The organism is Streptomyces sp. cmx-4-9 (assembly GCF_046548835.1).
In the GTDB taxonomy this organism is placed as follows: Bacteria; Actinomycetota; Actinomycetes; order Streptomycetales; family Streptomycetaceae; genus Streptomyces.
Map to the genome: position 1 here is coordinate 164,076 of NZ_JAEBEE010000011.1, position 21,099 is coordinate 185,174.

Consider the following 21,099-nt stretch of genomic DNA (forward strand, 5'->3'; position numbering starts at 1 on the left):
CCCGGCCCGTTCGTGCGTCGTCACCTCTCGGAGGCGTCGGTGAGCAAGGATCTGAACAGCCCGTTCCGTACCAAGACGGTGGAGCAGTCCATCCGCGACACGGAGGAGCCGGAACACGCGCTCCGCAAGTCGCTCTCCGCCTGGGACCTGACGGTCTTCGGTGTGGGCGTCATCATCGGCACCGGCATCTTCGTCCTCACGGGCATCGCCGCCCGCAACAATGCCGGTCCCGCCACCGCCCTGGCCTTCGTGGCGGCGGGCGTCGTCTGCGCCCTGGCGGCGCTCTGCTACGCCGAGTTCGCGTCCACCGTCCCGGTGGCCGGTTCGGCGTACACCTTCTCGTACGCCTCGATCGGCGAACTCCCCGCCTGGATCATCGGCTGGGACCTGGTGCTGGAGTTCGCGCTCGGCACCGCCGTCGTGGCCGTCGGCTGGTCGGGCTACGTACGCCACCTCATGCACACCAACCTCGGCTGGGACCTGCCCGTCGGGCTGTCCGGGCCCGATGCCGGCGGCACCTTCGACCTGCTGGCCTTCCTGCTGGTCCTGGTGCTCACCGCGATCCTGGTGGTGGGCACGAAGCTCTCCGCCCGGATCACCGCGGTCGTCGTCGCCATCAAGGTCACCGTGGTGCTGCTGGTCATCATCGCGGGCCTGTTCTTCATCAAGGCCGACAACTACAGCCCGTTCATCCCGCCGGCCCGGCCGCAGGAGACGGGCGGCGGACTGCACGCGCCCCTGGTCCAGCTGCTCTTCGGCTACGAGCCGACCAACTTCGGCGTCATGGGCATCTTCACCGCGGCCTCGCTCGTCTTCTTCGCCTTCATCGGCTTCGACGTCGTGGCCACGGCCGCCGAGGAGACCAAGAACCCGCAGCGGGACATGCCCCGCGGCATCCTCGGCTCGCTCCTCGTCTGCACGGTGCTGTACGTGGCGGTGACGCTGGTAGTCACCGGCATGCAGAAGTACGCGGAGATGTCGCCGACCGCGCCGCTCGCCGAAGCCTTCAAATCGGTGAACCAGCCGTTCTTCGCCGGCGCCATCAGCCTGGGCGCGTCCGTCGGGCTGATCACGGTCTGCATGATCCTGCTGCTGGGCCAGACCCGCGTGTTCTTCGCGATGAGCCGCGACGGACTGCTCCCGCGCGTCTTCTCCGTCACCCACCCGAAGTACCGCACCCCGTACCGGGCCACCCTGCTGCTCGGCTGCATCATCGCCGTGGTGGCCGGCTTCACCAGCCTGGAGAAGCTCGCGGAACTGGTGAACATCGGCACGCTGTTCGCCTTCGTGGTGGTCGCGCTCGGCGTGATCGTCCTGCGCAGGACCCGCCCCGACCTGCACCGGTCCTTCCGCACCCCGTGGGTGCCGGCGGTCCCGATCCTGTCGATCGCGGCCTCCCTGTGGCTGATGCTCAACCTGCCGGCCGAGACGTGGATCCGGTTCGGCATCTGGATGGTCATCGGCTTCGTCGTCTACTTCGCCTACGGCTACCGCAACAGCCGGCTGCACAAGGCGGGCCAGGACGCACGGTTCTGACCGCGGGCCGCGGGCCACAGGCCCCGGGCCGCGGGCCGTGCCGTCAGCCCTTGGCGGGGGAGTCCTTCGCGGACGCCGGGATCTTCCGGTCGTTGCGCAGGGCCTCCCACAACTGCCCGGCCTGCGGCTCGGCCACGACCACGCGGTTCGGGTCGACCTTGTCGTAGGCCACCGGCAGCATGATCGTCTCCATCGTGTCCGGGTCCACGCCCTGCATGCTCCGGGCGAAGTCCGACAGGGCGGTGAGGGAGGCGAGGTCGGAGTCGGTGGTGAGCGACCGGGTGGCGGAGTCGGCGAGCTTGTACAGCCGCGCCGGGTTGCCGAAGGCGTCCTGCTTCTTGATCTCGGACAGCATCGCCATCATGAACTGCTGCTGCAGACCTATGCGCCCGAGGTCGCTGCCGTCCCCGTAGCCGTAGCGGGTGCGGACGAACTTGAGCGAGTCGGTGCCGTTCAGCCGGTGCGTGCCCGCGTCCAGCTTCAGGCCGCCCTTGGCTCCGCTCATCGGCTTGTCCAGGGTGACGGTGACCCCGCCCAGGGCGTCGACCAGGTCCTTGAAGCCGGCGAAGTCCACCTCGACGAAGTGGTCCACGCGGACCCCGGACAGCTGCTCCACGGTGTTGACCACGCAGGCGGGCCCGGCCAGCGAGTAGACCGAGTTGAACATGACCCGCTTCGCCGGGGGAACGGTCTTGCCGTCCTCGCCCCTGCACTCGGGCCGGGTCACCAGGGTGTCGCGGGGGATGCTGACCGCGGTGGCCTTGGCCCGGCCCTCGGGTATGTGCACCAGCATCGCGGTGTCCGAGCGGGCACCGCTGACGTCCCCGTGGTCGAGGTCGCCGTTGGCCCCGGCGCGCGAGTCGGAGCCGAGCACCAGGATGTTCTGGGCGTTGGCGACGACCTTCGGCGGCCGGTTGTCGCCGATCGCCCGGTCGAGGTCGACGCTGTCGATGTTCCCGTTGAGGTGGCTGTACGCCCACCAGCCCGCCCCGGCCGCGCCCAGGATCAGCACGGCGACCAGCAGCAGAGTGATCCGCAGAATGCGGCGGCGGCGCCTGGGCCGCGCGTGCTTGTCCGTCATGGGGGTGAATCTTAGACACGTATGCGAATGGCCGAAGCCCGCCCCCGGGAAGGGGGCGGGCCGGGCCGCCACGCGCCTGTCTGCGGGCCGTACTAGGCGGGAACGCTCGCCAGTCCGGGAGCCAGGAACTTCTTGCCGTTCACGCGCTCCGAGACGCCTTCACGGTCCAGGTACGGGGTGATGCCGCCCAGGTGGAAGGGCCAGCCCGCACCGGTGATGAGGCAGAGGTCGATGTCCTGGGCCTCGGCCACGACACCCTCCTCCAGCATCAGACCGATCTCCTGCGCCACCGCGTCCAGGACGCGGTCGCGGACCTGCTCCTCCGTCAGGACGGAGTCGCCCTGGACCAGGAGCGCGGCGACCTCGGGGTCGAGCTCCGGCTTGAAGCCGTTCTCCGCGTTGTAGACGTAGAAGCCGCGCTTGCCGGCCTCGACCACGCGCTTGAGGTTCGGCGAGACGGTGAAGCGCTCCGGGAAGGAGCGGTTCAGGGTCTCGGAGACGTGCAGGCCGATCGCCGGTCCCACCAGCTCCAGCAGCACCAGCGGGGACATCGGCAGGCCGAGCGGCTCGATGGCCTTCTCGGCGGTGGCCACCGGGGTGCCCTCGTCGATGACGTTCTGGATCTCGCCCATGAAGCGGGTCAGGATGCGGTTCACGACGAACGCCGGGGCGTCCTTGGTGAGGACCGCGGTCTTCTTCAGCTTCTTGGCGACGCCGAAGGCCGTGGCCAGCGAGGCCTCGTCGGTCTGCTCGCCGCGGACGATCTCCAGCAGCGGGAGGACCGCCACCGGGTTGAAGAAGTGGAAGCCGACCACGCGCTCCGGGTGACGGAGCTGGGAGGCCATCTCGGAGACCGACAGCGAGGAGGTGTTGGTGGCGAGGATCGCGTGCGCCGGAGCGACCGCCTCGACCTCCGCGAACACCTTCTGCTTGACGGACATCTCCTCGAACACGGCCTCGATGATGAAGTCCGCGTCCGCGAAGCCCTCGGCCTTGTCCAGGACACCGCTGACCAGGGCGGTCAGGCGGTTCGCCTTGTCCTGGTTGATGCGGCCCTTGCCGAGCAGCTTCTCGATCTCGGCGCGGACGTAGCCCACGCCCTTGTCCACGCGCTCCTGGTCGATGTCGGTGAGGACCACCGGCACCTCCAGGCGGCGCAGGAAGAGCAGCGCCAGCTGCGAGGCCATCAGGCCCGCGCCGACGACGCCGACCTTGGTGACCGGGCGGGCCAGGGACTTGTCCGGGGCGCCGGCCGGGCGCTTGCCGCGCTTCTGGACCAGGTTGAAGGCGTAGATGCCCGAGCGCAGTTCGCCGCCCATGATGAGGTCCGCCAGGGCGGTGTCCTCGGCGTCGAAACCGGCCTGGAGGTCGCCGTCCTTGGCCGCGGCGATGATGTCCAGCGCGCGGTAGGCGGCCGGGGCGGCGCCGTGCACCTTGGAGTCCGCGAAGGCGCGGCCCTTGGCGACGGCCGCGTCCCAGGCCTCGCCGCGCTCGACCTCGGCGCGGACGACCTCGGTGGTGCCGTTGAGGACGTTCGCCGTCCACAGGAGCGACTGCTCAAGGAAGTCGGCGCCTTCGAAGAGGGCGTCGGCGATGCCGAGTTCGAAGACCTGCTTGCCCTTGAGCTGGCGGTTCTGGTTCAGCGAGTTCTCGATGATGACCGAGACCGCGCGCTCCGCACCGATCAGGTTCGGGAGCAGGGCGCAGCCGCCCCAGCCGGGGACCAGGCCGAGGAAGACCTCGGGCAGGGAGAAGGCCGGGATGGCCTTCGAGACGGTGCGGTAGGTGCAGTGCAGGCCGACCTCGACGCCACCGCCCATCGCCGCGCCGTTGTAGTAGCCGAAGGTCGGGACCGCGAGGGCCGCCAGCCGCTTGAAGACGTCGTGGCCGCCCTTGCCGATGGCGAGCGCCTCGTCGTGGTTCTTCAGCAGCTCGACGCCCTTGAGGTCGGCGCCGACCGCGAAGATGAAGGGCTTGCCGGTGATGCCCGCGCCGACGATGGAGCCCGCGATGGCCTCCTGCTCGACCTGGTCGATCGCCGCGTTCAGGTTGGCGAGGGACTGCGGGCCGAAGGTGGTCGGCTTGGTGTGGTCGAAGCCGTTGTCCAGCGTGACGAGCGCGAAGCGCCCGGCGCCGAACGGCAGGTCGAGGTGGCGGACGTGCGCGGACGTGACGACCTCGTCCGGGAACAGCTCGGCCGCGCCCTTCAGGAGCTCAGCGGTGGTGCTCACTTGGAGTCTCCCTCGGCGTTGAAGTTCGGGTTCTCCCAGATGACCGTGGCGCCCATGCCGAAGCCGACGCACATGGTCGTCAGGCCGTAGCGGACGTGCGGCTGCTCCTCGAACTGGCGGGCCAGCTGCGTCATCAGGCGCACGCCCGAGGAGGCGAGCGGGTGGCCGAAGGCGATGGCCCCGCCGTACTGGTTCACGCGGGAGTCGTCGTCGGCGATGCCGTAGTGCTCCAGGAACGCGAGGACCTGGACCGCGAAGGCCTCGTTGACCTCGAAGAGGCCGATGTCGTCGATGGTCAGGCCGGCCTGGGCGAGGGCCTTCTCGGTGGCCGGGATCGGACCGTAGCCCATGACCTCCGGCTCGACGCCCGCGAAGGAGTACGAGACCAGGCGCATCTTGACCGGGAGGTTGTTCTCCCGGGCGAAGTCCTCGGACGCGATGATCGCGGCGGTGGCGCCGTCGTTGAGACCGGCGGCGTTGCCCGCGGTGACCCGGCCGTGCGTACGGAACGGGGTCTTGAGGCCGGACAGGTTCTCCAGCGTGGTGCCCGGGCGCATCGGCTCGTCGGTGGTGACCAGGCCCCAGCCCGTCTCACCGACCTCCGCGTTGGTGTTGCGCACCGAGATCGGCACCAGGTCCTGCTGGATCTTGCCGTCGGCGTACGCCTTGGCGGCCTTCTCCTGCGAGCGCACGGCGTACTCGTCGGCGCGGAGCTTGGTGATCGTCGGGTACCGGTCGTGCAGGTTCTCGGCGGTCATGCCCATGAACAGAGCGGACTCGTCGACCAGCTTCTCGGAGACGAACCGCGGGTTCGGGTCCACGCCCTCGCCCATGGGGTGGCGCCCCATGTGCTCGACACCACCGGCGAGGGCGACGTCGTACGCACCGAAGGCCACCCCGCCCGCGACGGCGGTCACGGCGGTCAGCGCGCCGGCGCACATGCGGTCGATGGAGTAGCCCGGGACGGACTGCGGGAGGCCCGCGAGGATGCCGGCCGTACGGCCCAGCGTCAGGCCCTGGTCGCCGATCTGCGTGGTCGCGGCGATGGCGACCTCGTCGATCTTCTTGGGGTCCAGGTCCGGGTTGCGGCGCAGCAGCTCCCGGATCGCCTTCACGACGAGGTCGTCGGCGCGGGTCTCGTGGTAGATGCCCTTCGGGCCCGCCTTGCCGAACGGGGTGCGGACGCCGTCGACGAAGACGACGTCCCTGACGGTACGAGGCACGTTGGCTCTCCTCCAGGTGCGGGGGTGCACTGCTGCGCGGGGGGCGTGCTCGGCATGCATTGCTGAGCGCCCGCTCACCCGGCCCATGCTACTTGCGGGTAACCCTTGTGCACACCCCCTCCCCGAGGAGCGGCGAAGGTCACACTGCCGCAGACGCCGCCGCGGGTTCGCACGCCGGGCCGTCCGCCCGGCGCGGGCCACCGGTCCGCAGGAGCGGACCACCGGACCCGCGTGCGGTCCGGCCGGGCCCCGGCCGCATGCAAAGACCCCCGGCCGGGGCCGGGGGTCCGTCGTTGCGTCTGCGGTGTCAGGCGGTCGCGGCCAGCGCCGTGACCAGCGCCTGCGTCACCTGTTCGATCTGCCAGGGGCGGGCGCCGTAGCCCGCCAGCGCCTCTGCCACCGCCTCCGGCTCCAGCCGCCGCGGGGGCTCCCAGCAGAGCCGGCGGACGGTGTCCGGGGTGATCAGGTTCTCCTGCGGCAGGTTCAGCCCCTCCGCGAGCTCCGAGACGGCCGCGCGGGCCGCCGACAGCCGGGCCGCCGCGGCCGGGTCCTTGTCGGCCCAGGAGCGCGGAGGCGGCGGACCGGACGGGCTGGCGCCCGGCTGCGGCAGTGCGTTCTCGGGCAGGGCCTTCGCCCGGTCCACGGCCGCCATCCACTGCTCCAGCTGGCGCCGCCCCATGCGCTGCCCGTATCCGGGCAGGGCGGACAGGGCCTGCGCGTCGGCCGGCAGGGCGAGGGCCGCCTCGACGATGGCCGCGTCGCCCAGCACCTTGCCGGGGGACACGTCGCGGCGCTGCGCGATCCGGTCCCGTGCCTCCCACAGCTCCCGTACGACCGCCATCTGGCGGCGCCGGCGCACCTTGTGCATGCCGGAGGTACGCCGCCACGGGTCCTTGCGCGGCGGGGCGGGCGGGGCCGAGGCGATGGCCTCGAACTCCTGGCGGGCCCAGTCCAGCTTGCCCTGCCGGTCCAGCTCCTTCTCCAGCGCGTCCCGCAGGTCCACCAGCAGCTCGACGTCCAGGGCCGCGTAGCGCAGCCAGGGCTCGGGGAGCGGACGGGTGGACCAGTCGACGGCGGAGTGGCCCTTCTCCAGCGCGTAACCCAGCACGCCCTCGACCATGGCGCCGAGGCCGACCCGCGGGAAGCCCGCGAGGCGTCCGGCCAGCTCGGTGTCGAACAGGGAGGTGGGCACCATGCCTATGTCGCGCAGGCACGGCAGGTCCTGGGTGGCGGCGTGCAGGATCCACTCGGTGCCGGACAGGGCTTCGCCCAGCGACGAAAGGTCGGGGCAGCCCACCGGGTCGATCAGCGCCGAGCCCGCGCCCTCGCGGCGCAGCTGCACCAGGTAGGCGCGCTGGCCGTAGCGGTATCCGGAGGCGCGCTCGGCGTCGACGGCGACGGGGCCGGTGCCCGCGGCGAAGGCCGCGACCACCTCGGCGAGCGCGTCCGCGTCGGCGACCACCGGGGGGATTCCCTCGCGCGGCTCCAGCAAGGGGATCGGCAGCCCATCGGACGGAGCTTCGTCGTCCGGGGGGCCGCCCCCGGTGGTGGTGCGCAGGTGTGCTGCGGTCTCTTGGGCGTCGGTCACCGGTCAAGGGTATCCGTGGATGCGACGCGCCCGTCGCCGGAACGTTCCGTCGACGGGCACGCGGTGGAGGTGCGGGCGTCACCCGGGGTTCTCCCGGGCCTACCGGCGGGCGGCGGCCGGCGGAGTGCGCCCGGCAGCCGCGGGCGGGGTCAGTGGATGATCCCGGTCCGCAGCGCGACGGCGACCATCCCGGCCCGGTCGCCGGTGCCCAGCTTGCGGGCGATGCGGGCCAGGTGGGACTTGACGGTGAGGGCGGACAGGCCCATCGAGACGCCGATGGCCTTGTTGGACTGGCCCTCCGCGACGAGGCGCAGGACCTCGACCTCGCGGCCGGAGAGCTCTCGGTAGCCGCCCGGGTGGCTCGGGGCACCCGGGGGGCGGCGGTGCATACGGGCGGCGGCAGCGCCGATGGGGGCGGCGCCGGGCCGGGTGGGGAGCCCGATGTTCGTCCGCGTACCGGTGACGACGTAGCCCTTCACTCCGCCCGCGAGGGCGTTGCGCACGGCACCGATGTCGTCGGCGGCGGACAGGGCCAGGCCGTTGGGCCAGCCGGCGGCGCGGGTCTCGGAGAGCAGGGTGAGACCGGAACCGTCGGGCAGGTGTACGTCGGCCACGCAGATGTCGCGCGGGCTGCCGACGCGGGGGCGGGCCTCCGCGATGGACGACGCCTCGATCACGTCACGTACCCCGAGGGCCCACAGATGGCGGGTCACGGTGGAACGCACGCGCGGGTCGGCCACGACGACCATGGCCGTCGGCTTGTTCGGGCGGTAGGCGACCAGGCTTGCGGGCTGCTCGAGAAGAACGGACACCTAGGCCTCCTGGGGGAGTGGCGGGACGGCCGGCTGGGGGAAGGGAGCCGGTGCGAACCGTGCGGATGGTCACTGACTCCTTCGGCACGTCACCCGCCCGGCTTTAGGGAATGATCACGATTTGGTGAGTAACAATTCGGGCAATTCGGACGCACGATCGATCATAGGGTGATCAGAAGCCCGCAACGGAGGCCTCGATCCGACACATGGTCGTGTCCTTCGCTCGTCCGTTCCTGCTTCCGGCCGCCGGCCTGCGGCCGTACGGCCCCGCGGCTACGGGTGGTGCGGACCCCGCCGCTGTGGCAGGGAGACCACGCCCGTGGCGGTGTCCGTGGGCCCGGCCGGGGGCAGCCCCGCGATCTGGCACAGCAGCTCGCACCAGGCCGCCAGGTGCGAGGCGGTGTCCGGGACCCCGCCCACCGCCTCGCGGGGCGTCCAGGAGGCCCTGATCTCGATCTGCGTCGCGGGCCGCCGCTCCGCGAGCCCGCCGAAGTAGTGCGAGCCGGCCATGGTCACGGTCCCGCTCGCCTCCCCGTACGCCAGCCCGCGCGCGTCCAGCGCGCCCTTGAGCCAGGACCAGCACACCTCCGGGAGCAGCGGGTCCGCGGCCATCTCCGGCTCCAGCTCCGCCCGGACCAGCGTCACCAGCCGGAACGTCCCGTGCCAGGCCTCGTGGCCGGCCGGGTCGTGGAGCAGGATGAGGCGGCCGTCGGCCAGGTCGTCCTCGCCGTCGACGACCGCCGCCTCCAGCGCATAGGCGTACGGCGCCAGTCTCCGCGGCGGCTTCGTGGGGTCGATCTCGATCCCCTGGCGCAGCCGCGCCTTCTTCAAACCCTCGACCGCCCGGCGGAAGGGGAGCGGGACGGAGTCCTCCTCCGCGCTGTCCATACCGTCAGCGCCATCTGAAAATCGTCCCTGAGCCGCAGCCATGCGGGGAAGACTAGGCGGAACGAGCGGCCGTACGGCGCAGGGACACCCGCACCGGGCCGGGCACTTCTTCATACGTGCGAAGATTTGGGTCGTGAGCGCCAACCACCGCCCCGCGGGCCCGCCGAGTCAGACGTACGATTCCGCCTTCCTGAAGGCGTGCCGACGCGAGCCGGTGCCGCACACGCCGGTGTGGTTCATGCGGCAGGCCGGCCGCTCGCTCCCCGAGTACCGCAAGCTGCGCGAGGGCACCCAGATGCTCGAGTCGTGCATGCGCCCCGACCTGGTCACCGAGATCACCCTGCAGCCCGTACGCCGCCACAAGGTGGACGCGGCGATCTTCTTCTCCGACATCGTGGTCCCGCTGAAGGCCATCGGCATCGACCTGGACATCAAGCCGGGCATCGGGCCGGTCGTGGCCCAGCCGATCCGCCGCCGCGAGGACCTCGCACAGCTGCGCGACCTCACCCCGGAGGACGTCTCGTACGTCACCGAGGCGATCGGCATGCTGACGGGTGAACTCGGCTCCACGCCGTTGATCGGTTTCGCGGGCGCACCGTTCACCCTTGCGAGCTACCTCGTCGAGGGCGGCCCGTCGAAGAACCACGAGCACACCAAGGCCCTCATGTACGGGGACCCGGAGCTCTGGGCCGATCTGCTGGACCGCCTCGCGGAGATCACCTCCGCCTTCCTGAAGGTCCAGATCGAGGCGGGGGCCTCCGCCGTCCAGCTCTTCGACTCCTGGGTCGGCGCGCTGGCCCCGGCGGACTACCGCCGCTCGGTGATGCCCGCGTCGGCGAAGGTCCTGGAGTCCGTCGCCTCCTACGGAGTCCCCCGCATCCACTTCGGCGTGGGCACGGGCGAGCTCCTCGGCCTCATGGGCGAGGCCGGCGCGGACGTCATGGGCGTCGACTACCGGGTCCCGCTGGACGAGGCCGTCCGCCGGGTGGGCCCGGGCAAGGCGCTCCAGGGCAACCTGGACCCCGCGGTGCTCTTCTCCACCCCCGAGGCGGTCGCGGCCAAGACCGACGAGGTCCTCGCGGCCGCGGCCGGCCTGGAGGGACACGTCTTCAACCTGGGCCACGGCGTCCTCCCGACGACGGACCCCGACGCACTGACCCGCCTGGTGGACCACGTCCACACCCGGACCGCCCGCTGAGCCGGACGGGGCCGGGCAGGACCGCAGACGACACGCCGGTGGGCGGGACCTTCGGGTCCCGCCCACCGGCGTTCGCGTCGGCCGCCTCGCCGGGGCGACCGCACGACAAACGGCTGTGCGAATGTCGGTCGCGCGTGATAGTCACTACCTTCACGTGGGAGTGATCAACAGCCTCCCCGTTCGCAGGCATCAAGGGGTGGGGGAGATGGCGTTGCTCCGTGACTGGGGGCTCGCCCTGGGGAAGTGGGCCGGTCGGCCCCTTGCGCAGGTGCAGAAGGATTCCGGGGATCCCGAGGTGCAGCGCGTGCGGCACGCGGCCGCCGCGGGCGACTGGAGCGCCGTACGGCAGGTGCTCGAAGCGCGCCCGGAGAGCGAGGACCGCACGGAACTGCTGTGGGCCGTCGGCGACACGGCGGGCGTCGAGCGGTGGATCGACACGGTCCTCGAAGCGGAACCCGACGCCGCGCTGCCCCGGCTCGTCGCCGGAGTCCGGTACATCAGCTGGGGGTGGGAGGCCCGGACGGGGGCGCGGGCGCAGCACGTCTCCCGCGAGAAGTTCGAGGTGTTCCACGCGCGGCTGCGCACGGCCGAGCAGTGGCTGTACGAGGCGGCGGAGCGCGAGCCGCAGTGGACCTCGCCCTGGTGCGGCCTCCAGACCACCGGGCGCGGCCTCCAGGTGGGCCAGAGCACCGCCCGACGCCGCTTCGAGGCGACCGTACGGCGCGATCCGCACCATCTGCGGGCCCACCAGCAGCAGCTGCAGCAGGTCTGCGACAAATGGGGCGGATCGCACGAAGAGATGCACGCCTTCGCCCGTACCTCCGCCTTCGGCGCGCCCGGCGGCACGCTCCTGGGCCAGCTGGTCGCGATCGCGCACCTGGAGCACTGGCTCTCCCTCGACGCGGGAGCGGACCGCGTGTACATGCACCGCTCCGAGGTGGCGGACTCCCTGCACGAGGCCGCCGAGCACTCCTTCCGCCACCCGGACTTCGTCCGCCGGGGCGCATGGATCCAGGTCCTCAACACCTTCGCCATGGCCTTCTCGCTGGCCGGGGAGCGCGGCGCGGCCCGGGAGTGCTTCCGGGCCACCGAAGGCCGCGTCACCGAGTTCCCCTGGTACTACCTGAACGGGGCCGACCCGGCTGCCGCCTACCGGCAGCACCGGTCGGCCACCGGACGCTGACACCGGGCCCCCACAGCGCCGCGCACGGCGGACCGGCCCGTCCGCGCCCCCGCGGCGCAGCCGGCAGGCGACCCCGCCCCGTCCGCGGGCCGTCCGGGCCGCACGCCCGGGGGACCCGGACCGTCCGCAGCGCCCGGCCCTCTCCGGCGCCGGGGCCGGCCCCGCTTCCCGACCGCGGTGCACGGCCCGGCGCGGCCCCCGGTGCAGTCGCCCGACGGCACCCCTTCGTATCCGCACCCTCCCGTCCGTCTTCCCGCCGGCGTCGTCCTCGGCGCGGGCGCGCCCACCGAAAGGCGCCACCAGGTGCCCCCTGCCGAATCCGCCCACACCTTCCAGGTCGACCTGCGCGGCCTCGTCGACCTGCTCTCCCACCACCTCTACTCCAGCCCCCGCGTCTACCTCCGCGAACTGCTGCAGAACGCCGTCGACGCCATCACGGCCCGGCAGGCGCTCTCGCCGGGCTCCCCCGCCGCCATCACGGTGCACACCGGTGACACCCTCACCGTCACCGACACCGGCATCGGCCTGACCGAGGCCGACGTGCACCGCTTCCTCGCCACCATCGGGCGCAGTTCCAAGCGGACCCCCGACGGAGTCCTGGACGGCGCCGGGCTCGACGCCGCCCGCGGGGAGTTCATCGGCCAGTTCGGCATCGGCCTGCTCGCCTGTTTCGTCGTGGCGGACGAGATCACCGTGCTCAGCCGGTCCGCGGCCGACCCGGCGGCGCCCGCCGTCGAATGGCGCGGCCACAGCGACGGCCGCTACACCATCCGCACCCTGCCGGCCTCCGCCGTGCCCGAGCCGGGCACCACCGTCCGGCTCGTCCCCCGCGCGGACAACGCCGAGTGGACCCGGCCCGACCGGGTGGTCTCCCTGGCCCGGCACTACGGCGGCCTCCTGCGGTACGAGGTCAACGTCGTCGGACCGCGCGGCGAGACCCACCGGGTCGACGAAACGCCCCCGTGGGAGCAAACCCACCGCTCCCCCCTGGCCCGTCGTGAAGCGCTGACCGCCCACTGCCGCACCCTCTTCGACTTCACCCCGCTCGACACCATCGAGCTGGACCTTCCCGCAGCCGGGCTCCGCGGCGTCGCCTACGTCCTGCCCACGGCCGTGAACCCGGCGCAGCGCGCGGGCCACCGGGTACACCTGAAGGGCATGCTGCTCACGGACCAGGCACCCGAACTGCTCCCGGAATGGGCCTTCTTCGTCCGCTGCGTGGTCGACACCACCAGCCTGCGCCCGACCGCCTCCCGGGAAGCCCTGTACGAGGACGGCACCCTGTCCGCCGTACGGGACGCCCTCGGCGACCGGATCCGGGACTGGCTCACCGGCCTCGCCGCCAGCGACCCCTCCCTGCTGCACCGCTTCATCGACACCCACCACCTCGCGGTCAAGGCCCTGGCCCGCTACGACGACGAACTGCTGCGCATCGTGCTGCCGTGGCTGCCCTTCGAGACCACCGACGGCAACGTCACGCTGGAGGAGTTCGCCCGGACGCACCCGACACTGCTGGTCACCCGCAGCGTCGAGGAGTTCCGCCAGGTCGCCCCCATCGCCTCGGCCGCCGGACTCGGCGTCGTCAACGGCGGCTACACCTACGACCGCGACCTCGTGCACCGGCTTCCCGAGGTCCGCCCCGGCACCAGCGTCACCGACCTCGACCCGGCCACCGTCACCGCGCACCTCGACGGCGTCGACCCGGCCGCCGAACTGCGGGCGGCGGCCTTCCTCGCCGTGGCCCGGGAGACGATGGCCGGCCACGACTGCGACGTCGTCCTGCGCGACTTCCAGCCCGTCACTGCTCCCGCGCTCCTCCTCGACAACCGGGAGGCGCGCCACGAGCGGACCCGGTCGAGCGTGGCCGCCGACAGCGACGGCCTGTGGGCCGACATCCTCGGATCCCTGCGCCAGGAGACCCCGAGGGCCCAGCTCGTCCTCAACCACCTGAACCCGCTGGTCCGCCAGGCGATCACGATCGCCGAACGCGGACTGGCCGTCACGACCGCCGAAGCCCTCTACGGCCAGGCCCTGCTGCTCAGCCGCCGCCCGCTGCGGGCGAGCGAGAGCGCCCTGCTCAACCGGGCCTTCATGGGCCTGCTCACCCACGCCATGCACCACCCCGGCACGGCGGCACCCGGCTCCGAGCCCCGGAAGGAACTGTAGATGCTGGACACCCCCGAGGCCGTGGTCGAAGCGCTCCGCGAGAACGACGAGCGCCCGCACGGCCTGCTGCGAACCGTCACCGCCGAGGAACTCGTGCTGGGCGCCGAGCCCTTCGAGCAGCCCGACGTCCTCGTCACGGCCCTGCTCGAACTCATGACCGCGTACGAGTTCACCGGCGAGCACCGCAAGTCGCCCGTCGTCTTCGCCCGGCTGCTCCAGCTGTGGGACACCGCCCCCGAGTCCTTCAGCCAGTGGGAGGCCCACCAGGTCTTCTGGCGCTTCAAGTGGGTGACGACCTCGCTGCTGCAGGTGCCCGAGGTGCCCCTGGACACCGTCCGGGGGTGGATCGACCGGATGCGCACCCGCTACGCGGAAGCCGGCCACGCCATGCAGCCGGTCGCGGCGATGCACTACCACCTCGCCTTCCACACCGGCTCCGCCGTCGACGACGCCTACGACCTGTGGGTCACCCGCCCCCGCAGCGAGCTGAGCGACTGCGAAGCCTGCGAGATCCGGCACCTGGCCTGGCACCAGGTGGCGTCGGGTGACGACGCCGCGGCGCTCGACACCTGGCGGCCGGTCCTCGCCGGGAGCCTCGCCTGCACCGAGGAACCGCAGATGAGCCAGGCCCGGGCGCTGCTGCCGCTGCTGCGCTCCGGCCGGGCGGACGAGGCCCGGTCCCACCACCTCACCGGCTACCGGCGGGTCCGGGGCAACACCGGCATGCAGGACGAGGTCGGACTGCACCTGGAGTTCTGCGCCCTGACCCGCAACGAGGGCAGGGGCCTGGAGATCCTCGCCGAGAACCGCCCGCTGTTCGAGTCGACCGGCGCGCCGCTGGCCCGCCTGGGCTTCCTCACCGGTGCGCAGGTGCTGCTGACCCGGCTCGTCGAGGACGGACACGCGGACACCGCCGTCGCCGGGCCGCCCGGACGGCACTGGAACGCCGGCGAACTCCTCGCCCACGTACGGGCCGACGGGGACCGGCTGGCCGCTGCCTTCGACGCGCGCAACGCCACCACGGCCGTCGGTGACCACCGCCGGACGCGCCTCGCGCGGCGCCCGCTGCTCGACGAGCCGCTGCCCCTGGGGCTGCGGACCACCGTCCCCTCTCCCTCCGCGGCGGGCAGCGCGGTACCCGCCGTGCCCGGCCCCGCCGGGCAGGAGGTCCCCGAGGACTTCGCCGACCTGGTCCGCGAAGCGCGCCGGACGGCGGCGGCCGGGCATCCCGGGGCGAACAGGCTGTGGAGCCTCGTCGCCCGGCGCATGGCCGACGACCCGGCCGCGCACGACGACCGGCTGGGCCCGGAGGAGCTCCTGCACGCCGAACTGGCCGAACACCGCGCGGACCGGCTCCTCAGGGAGGACCGGGAGGCGGAGAGCGCCACCGAGCTGACCCGGGCCGCCGGGCTGTACGCGCAGCTCGGCATGGACTGGCACGCGCTCTCCGCCCGGGCCCGCGTCCTCGCCTGGTCGGGCTTGCCGGAAGGGGAATCCGACGGCGCGGCCGACGGCCCGGCCGCGGACGCCGCGCCGGACGCCGGGCGGTCCGCCGCGGACGCGGCCCGCACCGGCCTCGACGACATCCTGAAGGAAGCGGAGCACCTGAAGGCACGGGTCCCGCTGACGGGGGAGGACCCCGCCGAGGGCGAGTCGGCAGCCGGCACCGAGGTGCGGACGCAGCGGGTCACGGAATACCTCACCGTGCTCTTCTCCTGCACCTACGCCGCCTACCGGCAGGCGCGGCAGGAGGGGCCGCAGGCCCCGGAGCACGTCGTCGAGCGCTTCGAGGCGAGGGCCCGGACCCTGCACGCCGAGGCCGAACGGCTGGGCGTACCCCACCACGTGGCCAACGCGCGCCAGTTCGTCGCGGACCTGGCCGCCGTACGCGGGGACACCGGCCGCGCGGAGGCCGAGCTCCGTGCCGCCCTGAAGGACGTGGACGCCTCCGAACGGCCCTGGCGGGGCTCACGCGTACGGGCCCTCCTCGCCCAGGTCCTGCTGTCCGAGGGCGAGCCGGCGGAGGCGGTCGAACTGCTGCACCGGGCGCTCGCCGATGCGGCCCGCCACGACGACACGGACTTCGCCCAGGCCCCCACCCACGCCCTGCTCGGTCACGCGGCCTCCCACCTCGGGGACTCCGGCAGCGCCGTGCGCCACTTCTCGGAGGCGGCCGCCCGCTTCGACCGTGACGGGTCGCACGACGAGGCAGCGGACATGCGGCTGCAGCTCGCCGGCGTCCTGACGCGCAGCGGACAGCAGGCCGACGCCGTCGCGGTGCTGGAGTCCGTCGTCTCCGACGAGGCGGCCGGTGTGCTCGACGAACGCCTGCTCGCACAGGTCCGGCTGTCCCTGGCCCGGGGGTTGCGCGAGCTCGGGGAGCACCTGGCCTCGGCAGAGGAGTTCCTGCGGCTGGCGGACACCGTCGCCGGCTGGGACGACGACCGGGAGGTCCGGACCCTGGTGGCGGCGGAGGCGGCCACCACGCTGGCGATGGCGGACCGCTGGGACGCGGCGGCCACCGCCTACGAGCGCGCCGTCGCCGCGCACGCGCAGGCACCGCACACGCATCTGATCCTCCACATGATGTGCGAGTTCGCGCGTCTCACCGTGCACTCCCGGGGCGCGGACGGACTCGCCGCGGCGCTGGACCACCTCGCACAGGCCGACGCGGTCCTCGCCGCCGTGCCGGAAGACACCGAGGACCTGCTGCCCTGGTACGAACAGGGCACCGTCCACTACCGCCGCGCCCGGGTCCTGGCGGAGGCGGAGCGCTTCCCGGAGGCCCTGGCCGAGGCAGAGGCCGCCGTCGCCCTGCACGAACGGGGCGGGGAGCAGGGCGAGGTGCCCCGAGCCGAGGCGGTCCGGATCGCCGCGCTGATCGAGGGCAACGGCCTCGGCCGCCACAAGGAGGCCGTCGCCCGGCTGGAGACGGCCGCGGCCCGCTGCCGCGCGGCGGACCTCCCCGAAGCCGCCGGCATCCTGGACGCGCTGCGGCAGGACTACACGACCCGGCGGTGACCGGGCGCCGCCGGCCCCGCTTCCCGTACCCGGCCCCGGCCGGTGGAACGCTGTTCAGACCCCCGCCGAGCGGACCGCGGTGACCGCCTTGCGGGCCGCCACCAGGACCGGGTCCCAGACCGGGGAGAACGGCGGGGCGTAGCCCAGGTCCAGGGAGACGACCTGTTCCACCGTCATGCCCGCCGTGAGGGCCACCGCCGCCACGTCCACCCGCTTCGCCGACCCCGCGCCGCCGACGATCTGCACGCCGAGCAGGCGGCCCGTACGGCGCTCCGCCAGCATCTTCACCGTCATCTCCACCGCGCCGGGGTAGTACCCGGCGGTGTTGGTGGAGGTGATGGTGGCGGTCACGAAGCGCAGGCCCGCCTCCCGCGCGTCCCGTTCGCGCAGGCCCGTACGGGCGATCTCCAGGTCGCAGACCTTGCTCACCGCCGTCCCGACCACGCCGGGGAAGGTGGCGTAACCGCCGCCCACGTTCGAGCCGATGACCTGGCCGTGCTTGTTGGCGTGCGTGCCCAGCGGGATGTGCCGGGGGCGGCCCGCGACGAGGTCCAGGACCTCCACGCAGTCGCCGCCCGACCAGATGTTCTCCTGGCCCCGGACCCGCATCGACAGGTCGGTCAGCAGGCCGCCCGCGGTCCCGAGCGGAAGTCCCGCGCTGCGGGCCAGCGCCGTCCGGGGCTCCACGCCGAGGCCGAGCACCACCACGTCCGCCGGGTACTCCTCGCCCGCCGCCGTGGCCACCGACCGGGCCCGGCCCTCCTCGTCGGTGAGGATCTTCGTGACCTCGGCGCGGGAGACCGTACGGATCCCCATGCCGTTCATCGCGCGGTGCACCAGCCCGCCCATGTCCGGGTCGAGGGTGGCCATCGGCTGCTCGCCGCGGTGCAGGACCGTCACCTCGTAGCCCCGCAGGACGAGGGCCTCCGCCATCTCCACGCCGATGTAGCCCGCGCCGACGACCACCGCCCGGCGGCCCTGCGTGCGCTCCAGGGTGTCCATCAGCCGCTGGCCGTCGTCCAGGGTCTGGATGCCGTGGACCCCGTGGGCGCCGATGCCCGGCAGCCGGGGGCGGACCGGGCGGGCGCCCGTCGCCAGGACCAGCTTGTCGTAGCCCGTCCAGGACTCGGATCCGCCGTCCAGATCGCGGGCGCGGACCCGGCCGCCCTCGACGTCCACCTCCAGGACCTCCGTCCCGGTCCGCAGGTCGATGCCGCGCTCGCGGTGCTCCTCGGGAGTGCGGGCGACCAGGTCGTCGCGTCCGGCGACCTGCCCGCCGACCCAGTACGGGATCCCGCACGCCGAGTACGAGGTGAAGTGCCCCCGCTCGAAGGCGACGATCTCCAGCTCCGCCGGGCCCTTGAGCCGCCGGGCCTGGGACGCGGCGGACATCCCCGCCGCGTCACCGCCGACCACCACCAGTCGTTCCGTCGCCATCGTCCGCACCGTCCTCCGCCGTCGTCGTGTCGGGGACACGCTACGGGCCCGGTGACCGTCCGCCGGAGCAGCGTCCGGCCCGGGCGCCGCGGGCTCAGCCGCGGGGGCCGCCCTCCTGGTCCCCCGGGGCCTCCTGCGCGGCAGGCTCCGCCGGCGGTGCGGCGGGCCGCGACCCGGCCCGGGCGGCCGGGACCGTACGCGGTACCGGGCCGGTCCGCGGCTTCGCCGGCCGCAGCCGCCGGTACAGCCGGAACGCCAGCGCCAGTACGGCGGCGGCCGCGGCGAACGGCAGGACCGCGCCCAGCGCCAGCGTCAGCAGGCGCACGGACGTGGTGAAGACCTCCCAGCCGCCGCGCAGGGCGTCCGTGAAGGACGGCTCCTCCTCCTTCTCCTTCACCGGCTCCCGGGCCGGCTCCGAGACCTCCAGCGTGATCGTGCCCAGCGAGGTCTGGTCCTTCAGGGCGTTCTGCTGGGCCTGGAGCGACTCCAGGTCGGACTGCCGCTTGCTCAGCTCGCCCTCCAGCATGACCACGTCGCCCAGCGCCGTGGCCTTGTCCATCATCTCGCGCACCCGGACCACGCTGGCCTGCTGCGACGCGACCCGGCTGCCGATGTCGGCGACCTTCTCCGTCACGTCCTGCGCGTCCACCGTGCGGTGCAGGAGCTTCCCACTGCCCTCCATGGCCCCGAGCACGGAGTCGTAGCGCTCGCCGGGCACCCGCAGGGTCACCGTCGAGGTCACGCGGCCGTCCGCCCCGCGCCGGGTGGACTCGTTGCCCACGTAGCCGCCCGCGCCGTCGGCCGCGGCGCGGGCCGCGGCGAGGGTCTTCTGCACCTCGGCGGTCTCGATGCCCAGCGTGGCCGTGCGGATCACGTTCGGGCGCACGGCGGCCGGCGGCGGGGCGTTCTTGTCCGTCCCGGCGGAGCCCGCCGAGGGAGCGGCGGCGGCTCCCGGCGCCCCCTCCTGGGCCTTGCCGCCCTGCGCGGGCGCCACCGCCGCCTTGTCGGCCGAGGAGGACCCGCTCCCGCCGTCGGCGCCGCAGCCGGTGAGCGCGACCGCCCCGGCCAGGGAGAGCGCGGCCAGGGCGGCCGCCGAACGGTGTCTGTTCACGGTGTGCATCGCGGTAAACCCCCGGAGTTCGGCTGGTGTTGCCGGTTCGACGTACAGGGTCCCCGCGGGGGTTTCACCTCCACGGTTCCGGGCCGGTTCCGAAGCGGTCACGGTCCGGCCTCGCCCGACGGTCTGCGACGATGTGTCCATGGACGAAGCGGACATGCGTACGGACCGGCCGGCGGCCGGCGGGGCCCCCCGCCACGTCGTCGTCATCGGCGGCGGCATCGCGGGCCTCGCGGCGGCGCACCGGCTGCTCGCCGGCGGTGTCCGCGTCACCCTGATCGAGGCGGGCCCGCGGCTCGGCGGCAAACTGCGCGCAGGCGAACTCGCCGGGCTCCCCGTCGACCTCGGAGCCGAGTCGGTGCTGGCCCGCCGGCCCGAAGCCGTGGACCTCGCCCGCTCCGTGGGTCTCGGCGCGGCCCTGCAGCCGCCCGCCACCGCCACCGCCCACCTGTGGACCCGCGGCGCGCTCCGGCCGATGCCGCGCGGGCACGTCATGGGCGTCCCCGGGGACCTGGGCCCGCTCGCGGCCTCCGGGGTGCTCTCCGCCGAGGGCCTGGCCCGGATCGGGGCCGAACGCGACCTGCCGCCCGCCGAGATCGGCGAGGACGTCGCCGTCGGCGCGTACGTCGCCGCCCGCCTCGGCCGCGAGGTCGTCGACCGGCTGGTGGAGCCGCTGCTCGGCGGGGTGTACGCCGGCGACGCCTACCGCATCTCCATGCGGGCCGCCGTGCCCCAGCTCTTCGAGGCCGCCCGGACGCACGCCCTCCTCGGCGACGGCGTACGCGCCCTGCAGAGCCGGGCGCAGTCGGCGCCCCAGTCGGCCGGACCGGTCTTCGCCGGCATCGACGGCGGCATCGGACGGCTCCCGCTCGCCGTGGCCGAGGCCTGCCGGGCGGCCGGGGCGCGGATCCTCACCGACACCCCCGTCCGCGAGCTCGTCCGCACGGCCGGGGGCTGGCGGGTGGTGGCCGGCGCCGAAGCCGTCGAGGCCGACGGGGTGGTCCTGGCCACCCCGGCCGGTCCGGCCGCACGGCTCCTGGAGCGGCCGGCGCCCGCGGCGGCGACCGTGCTGCGCGGGGTCGAGTACGCCTCCATGGCCCTGATCACGATGGCTTTCCGCCGCCGCGACCTGCCCGAGGCCGTCTCCGGTGGCGGGACCAGCGGATTCCTCGTGCCGCCGGTCGACGGGCGCACGATCAAGGCCTCCACCTTCTCCAGCAACAAGTGGGCCTGGGCCGGGGCCGACCCCGAGCTCTTCCTGCTGCGCACCTCGGTGGGCCGCCACGGCGACGAGGCCGAACTGAAGCGTGAGGACGGCGAACTCGTCGCCGTGTCGCTCGCGGACCTCGGCGAGGCCGTCGGCCTGTCCGCCCGGCCGGTCGCCTCCACCGTCACCCGCTGGGACGGCGGACTGCCCCAGTACCCCGTGGGGCACCTGGACCGGGTGGCCCGGATCCGCGCCTCCGTCGCCGCCCTGCCGGGCCTCGCCGTGTGCGGGGCGCTCTACGACGGAGTGGGCATCCCGGCGTGCATCGCGAGCGCCCACGCGGCCGCGGACGCGGTGACCACGGCTTTCGGCACCCCTGGCACCGACCACTGATCAGCACACGGGACAATG

Annotated in this window: 14 protein-coding genes; 6 read left to right on the forward strand and 8 right to left on the reverse strand. The window is 73.5% G+C overall.

The genetic code is table 11. The features are described from left to right. Window positions 1-39 precede the first annotated feature (39 nt). Window positions 40-1,536, forward strand: a complete 1,497-nt coding sequence (locus ACLJTM_RS30995) for an amino acid permease (RefSeq protein WP_411107094.1) — start codon at window positions 40-42, stop codon at window positions 1,534-1,536. 43 nt (window positions 1,537-1,579) lie between these two features. On the opposite strand, the gene ACLJTM_RS31000 is transcribed toward ACLJTM_RS30995, so the two are convergent. The 6 genes from ACLJTM_RS31000 to ACLJTM_RS31025 all read right to left on the reverse strand — a co-directional run bounded on the left by ACLJTM_RS31000 (window position 1,580) and on the right by ACLJTM_RS31025 (window position 9,401). Further along, a complete protein-coding gene (locus ACLJTM_RS31000; protein WP_411107095.1) occupies window positions 1,580-2,617 on the reverse strand; it encodes an LCP family protein in 1,038 nt (345 codons plus the stop codon). Between the two features lie 92 nt (window positions 2,618-2,709). Further along, entirely contained in the window at window positions 2,710-4,848 is a 2,139-nt protein-coding gene (locus tag ACLJTM_RS31005) for a 3-hydroxyacyl-CoA dehydrogenase NAD-binding domain-containing protein (RefSeq protein WP_411107096.1), read from the reverse strand. Next, entirely contained in the window at window positions 4,845-6,071 is a 1,227-nt protein-coding gene (locus tag ACLJTM_RS31010; protein ID WP_411107097.1) for a thiolase family protein, read from the reverse strand. Before ACLJTM_RS31010 ends, ACLJTM_RS31005 begins: the two co-directional genes overlap by 4 nt. 307 nt (window positions 6,072-6,378) lie before the next feature. Further along, entirely contained in the window at window positions 6,379-7,659 is a 1,281-nt protein-coding gene (locus ACLJTM_RS31015; protein WP_411107098.1) for an HRDC domain-containing protein, read from the reverse strand. 149 nt (window positions 7,660-7,808) lie between these two features. Continuing rightward, window positions 7,809-8,471, reverse strand: coding sequence for a helix-turn-helix transcriptional regulator (locus ACLJTM_RS31020; protein ID WP_007267191.1), 663 nt, complete (start codon window positions 8,469-8,471; stop codon window positions 7,809-7,811). A gap of 273 nt (window positions 8,472-8,744) precedes the next feature. Beyond that, window positions 8,745-9,401 (reverse strand): DUF3000 domain-containing protein, encoded by a 657-nt coding sequence (locus ACLJTM_RS31025; RefSeq protein ID WP_411107099.1) that lies wholly within the window; start codon window positions 9,399-9,401, stop codon window positions 8,745-8,747. Window positions 9,402-9,492: 91 nt separating this feature from the next. On the opposite strand from ACLJTM_RS31025, the gene hemE reads away from it, so the two are divergent. The 4 genes from hemE (at window position 9,493) to ACLJTM_RS31045 (ending at window position 16,927) form a co-directional block, all read left to right on the forward strand. Then, complete coding sequence (gene hemE, locus ACLJTM_RS31030; RefSeq protein WP_411107100.1) at window positions 9,493-10,557, forward strand: uroporphyrinogen decarboxylase; 1,065 nt, start codon at window positions 9,493-9,495, stop codon at window positions 10,555-10,557. Between the two features lie 205 nt (window positions 10,558-10,762). Further along, window positions 10,763-11,740 carry a hypothetical protein gene (locus ACLJTM_RS31035; protein WP_411107101.1) on the forward strand — a complete coding sequence of 326 codons (978 nt, stop codon included), beginning with the start codon at window positions 10,763-10,765 and terminating at the stop codon, window positions 11,738-11,740. 303 nt (window positions 11,741-12,043) lie between these two features. Further along, entirely contained in the window at window positions 12,044-13,906 is a 1,863-nt protein-coding gene (locus tag ACLJTM_RS31040; RefSeq protein ID WP_411107102.1) for an HSP90 family protein, read from the forward strand. Further along, window positions 13,907-16,927 (forward strand): hypothetical protein, encoded by a 3,021-nt coding sequence (locus ACLJTM_RS31045; protein ID WP_411107103.1) that lies wholly within the window; start codon window positions 13,907-13,909, stop codon window positions 16,925-16,927. It abuts the gene before it with no gap. A gap of 54 nt (window positions 16,928-16,981) precedes the next feature. On the opposite strand, the gene ACLJTM_RS31050 is transcribed toward ACLJTM_RS31045, so the two are convergent. After that, window positions 16,982-18,364 carry an FAD-dependent oxidoreductase gene (locus ACLJTM_RS31050; protein WP_411107104.1) on the reverse strand — a complete coding sequence of 461 codons (1,383 nt, stop codon included), beginning with the start codon at window positions 18,362-18,364 and terminating at the stop codon, window positions 16,982-16,984. A gap of 94 nt (window positions 18,365-18,458) precedes the next feature. Continuing rightward, complete coding sequence (locus tag ACLJTM_RS31055) at window positions 18,459-19,484, reverse strand: DUF4349 domain-containing protein (protein ID WP_411107106.1); 1,026 nt, start codon at window positions 19,482-19,484, stop codon at window positions 18,459-18,461. A gap of 139 nt (window positions 19,485-19,623) precedes the next feature. On the opposite strand from ACLJTM_RS31055, the gene hemG reads away from it, so the two are divergent. Then, the gene (gene hemG, locus ACLJTM_RS31060; protein WP_411107107.1) at window positions 19,624-21,081 is read left to right on the forward strand and encodes a protoporphyrinogen oxidase; all 1,458 of its coding nucleotides are present in this window, start codon (window positions 19,624-19,626) and stop codon (window positions 21,079-21,081) included. Window positions 21,082-21,099 lie beyond the last annotated feature (18 nt).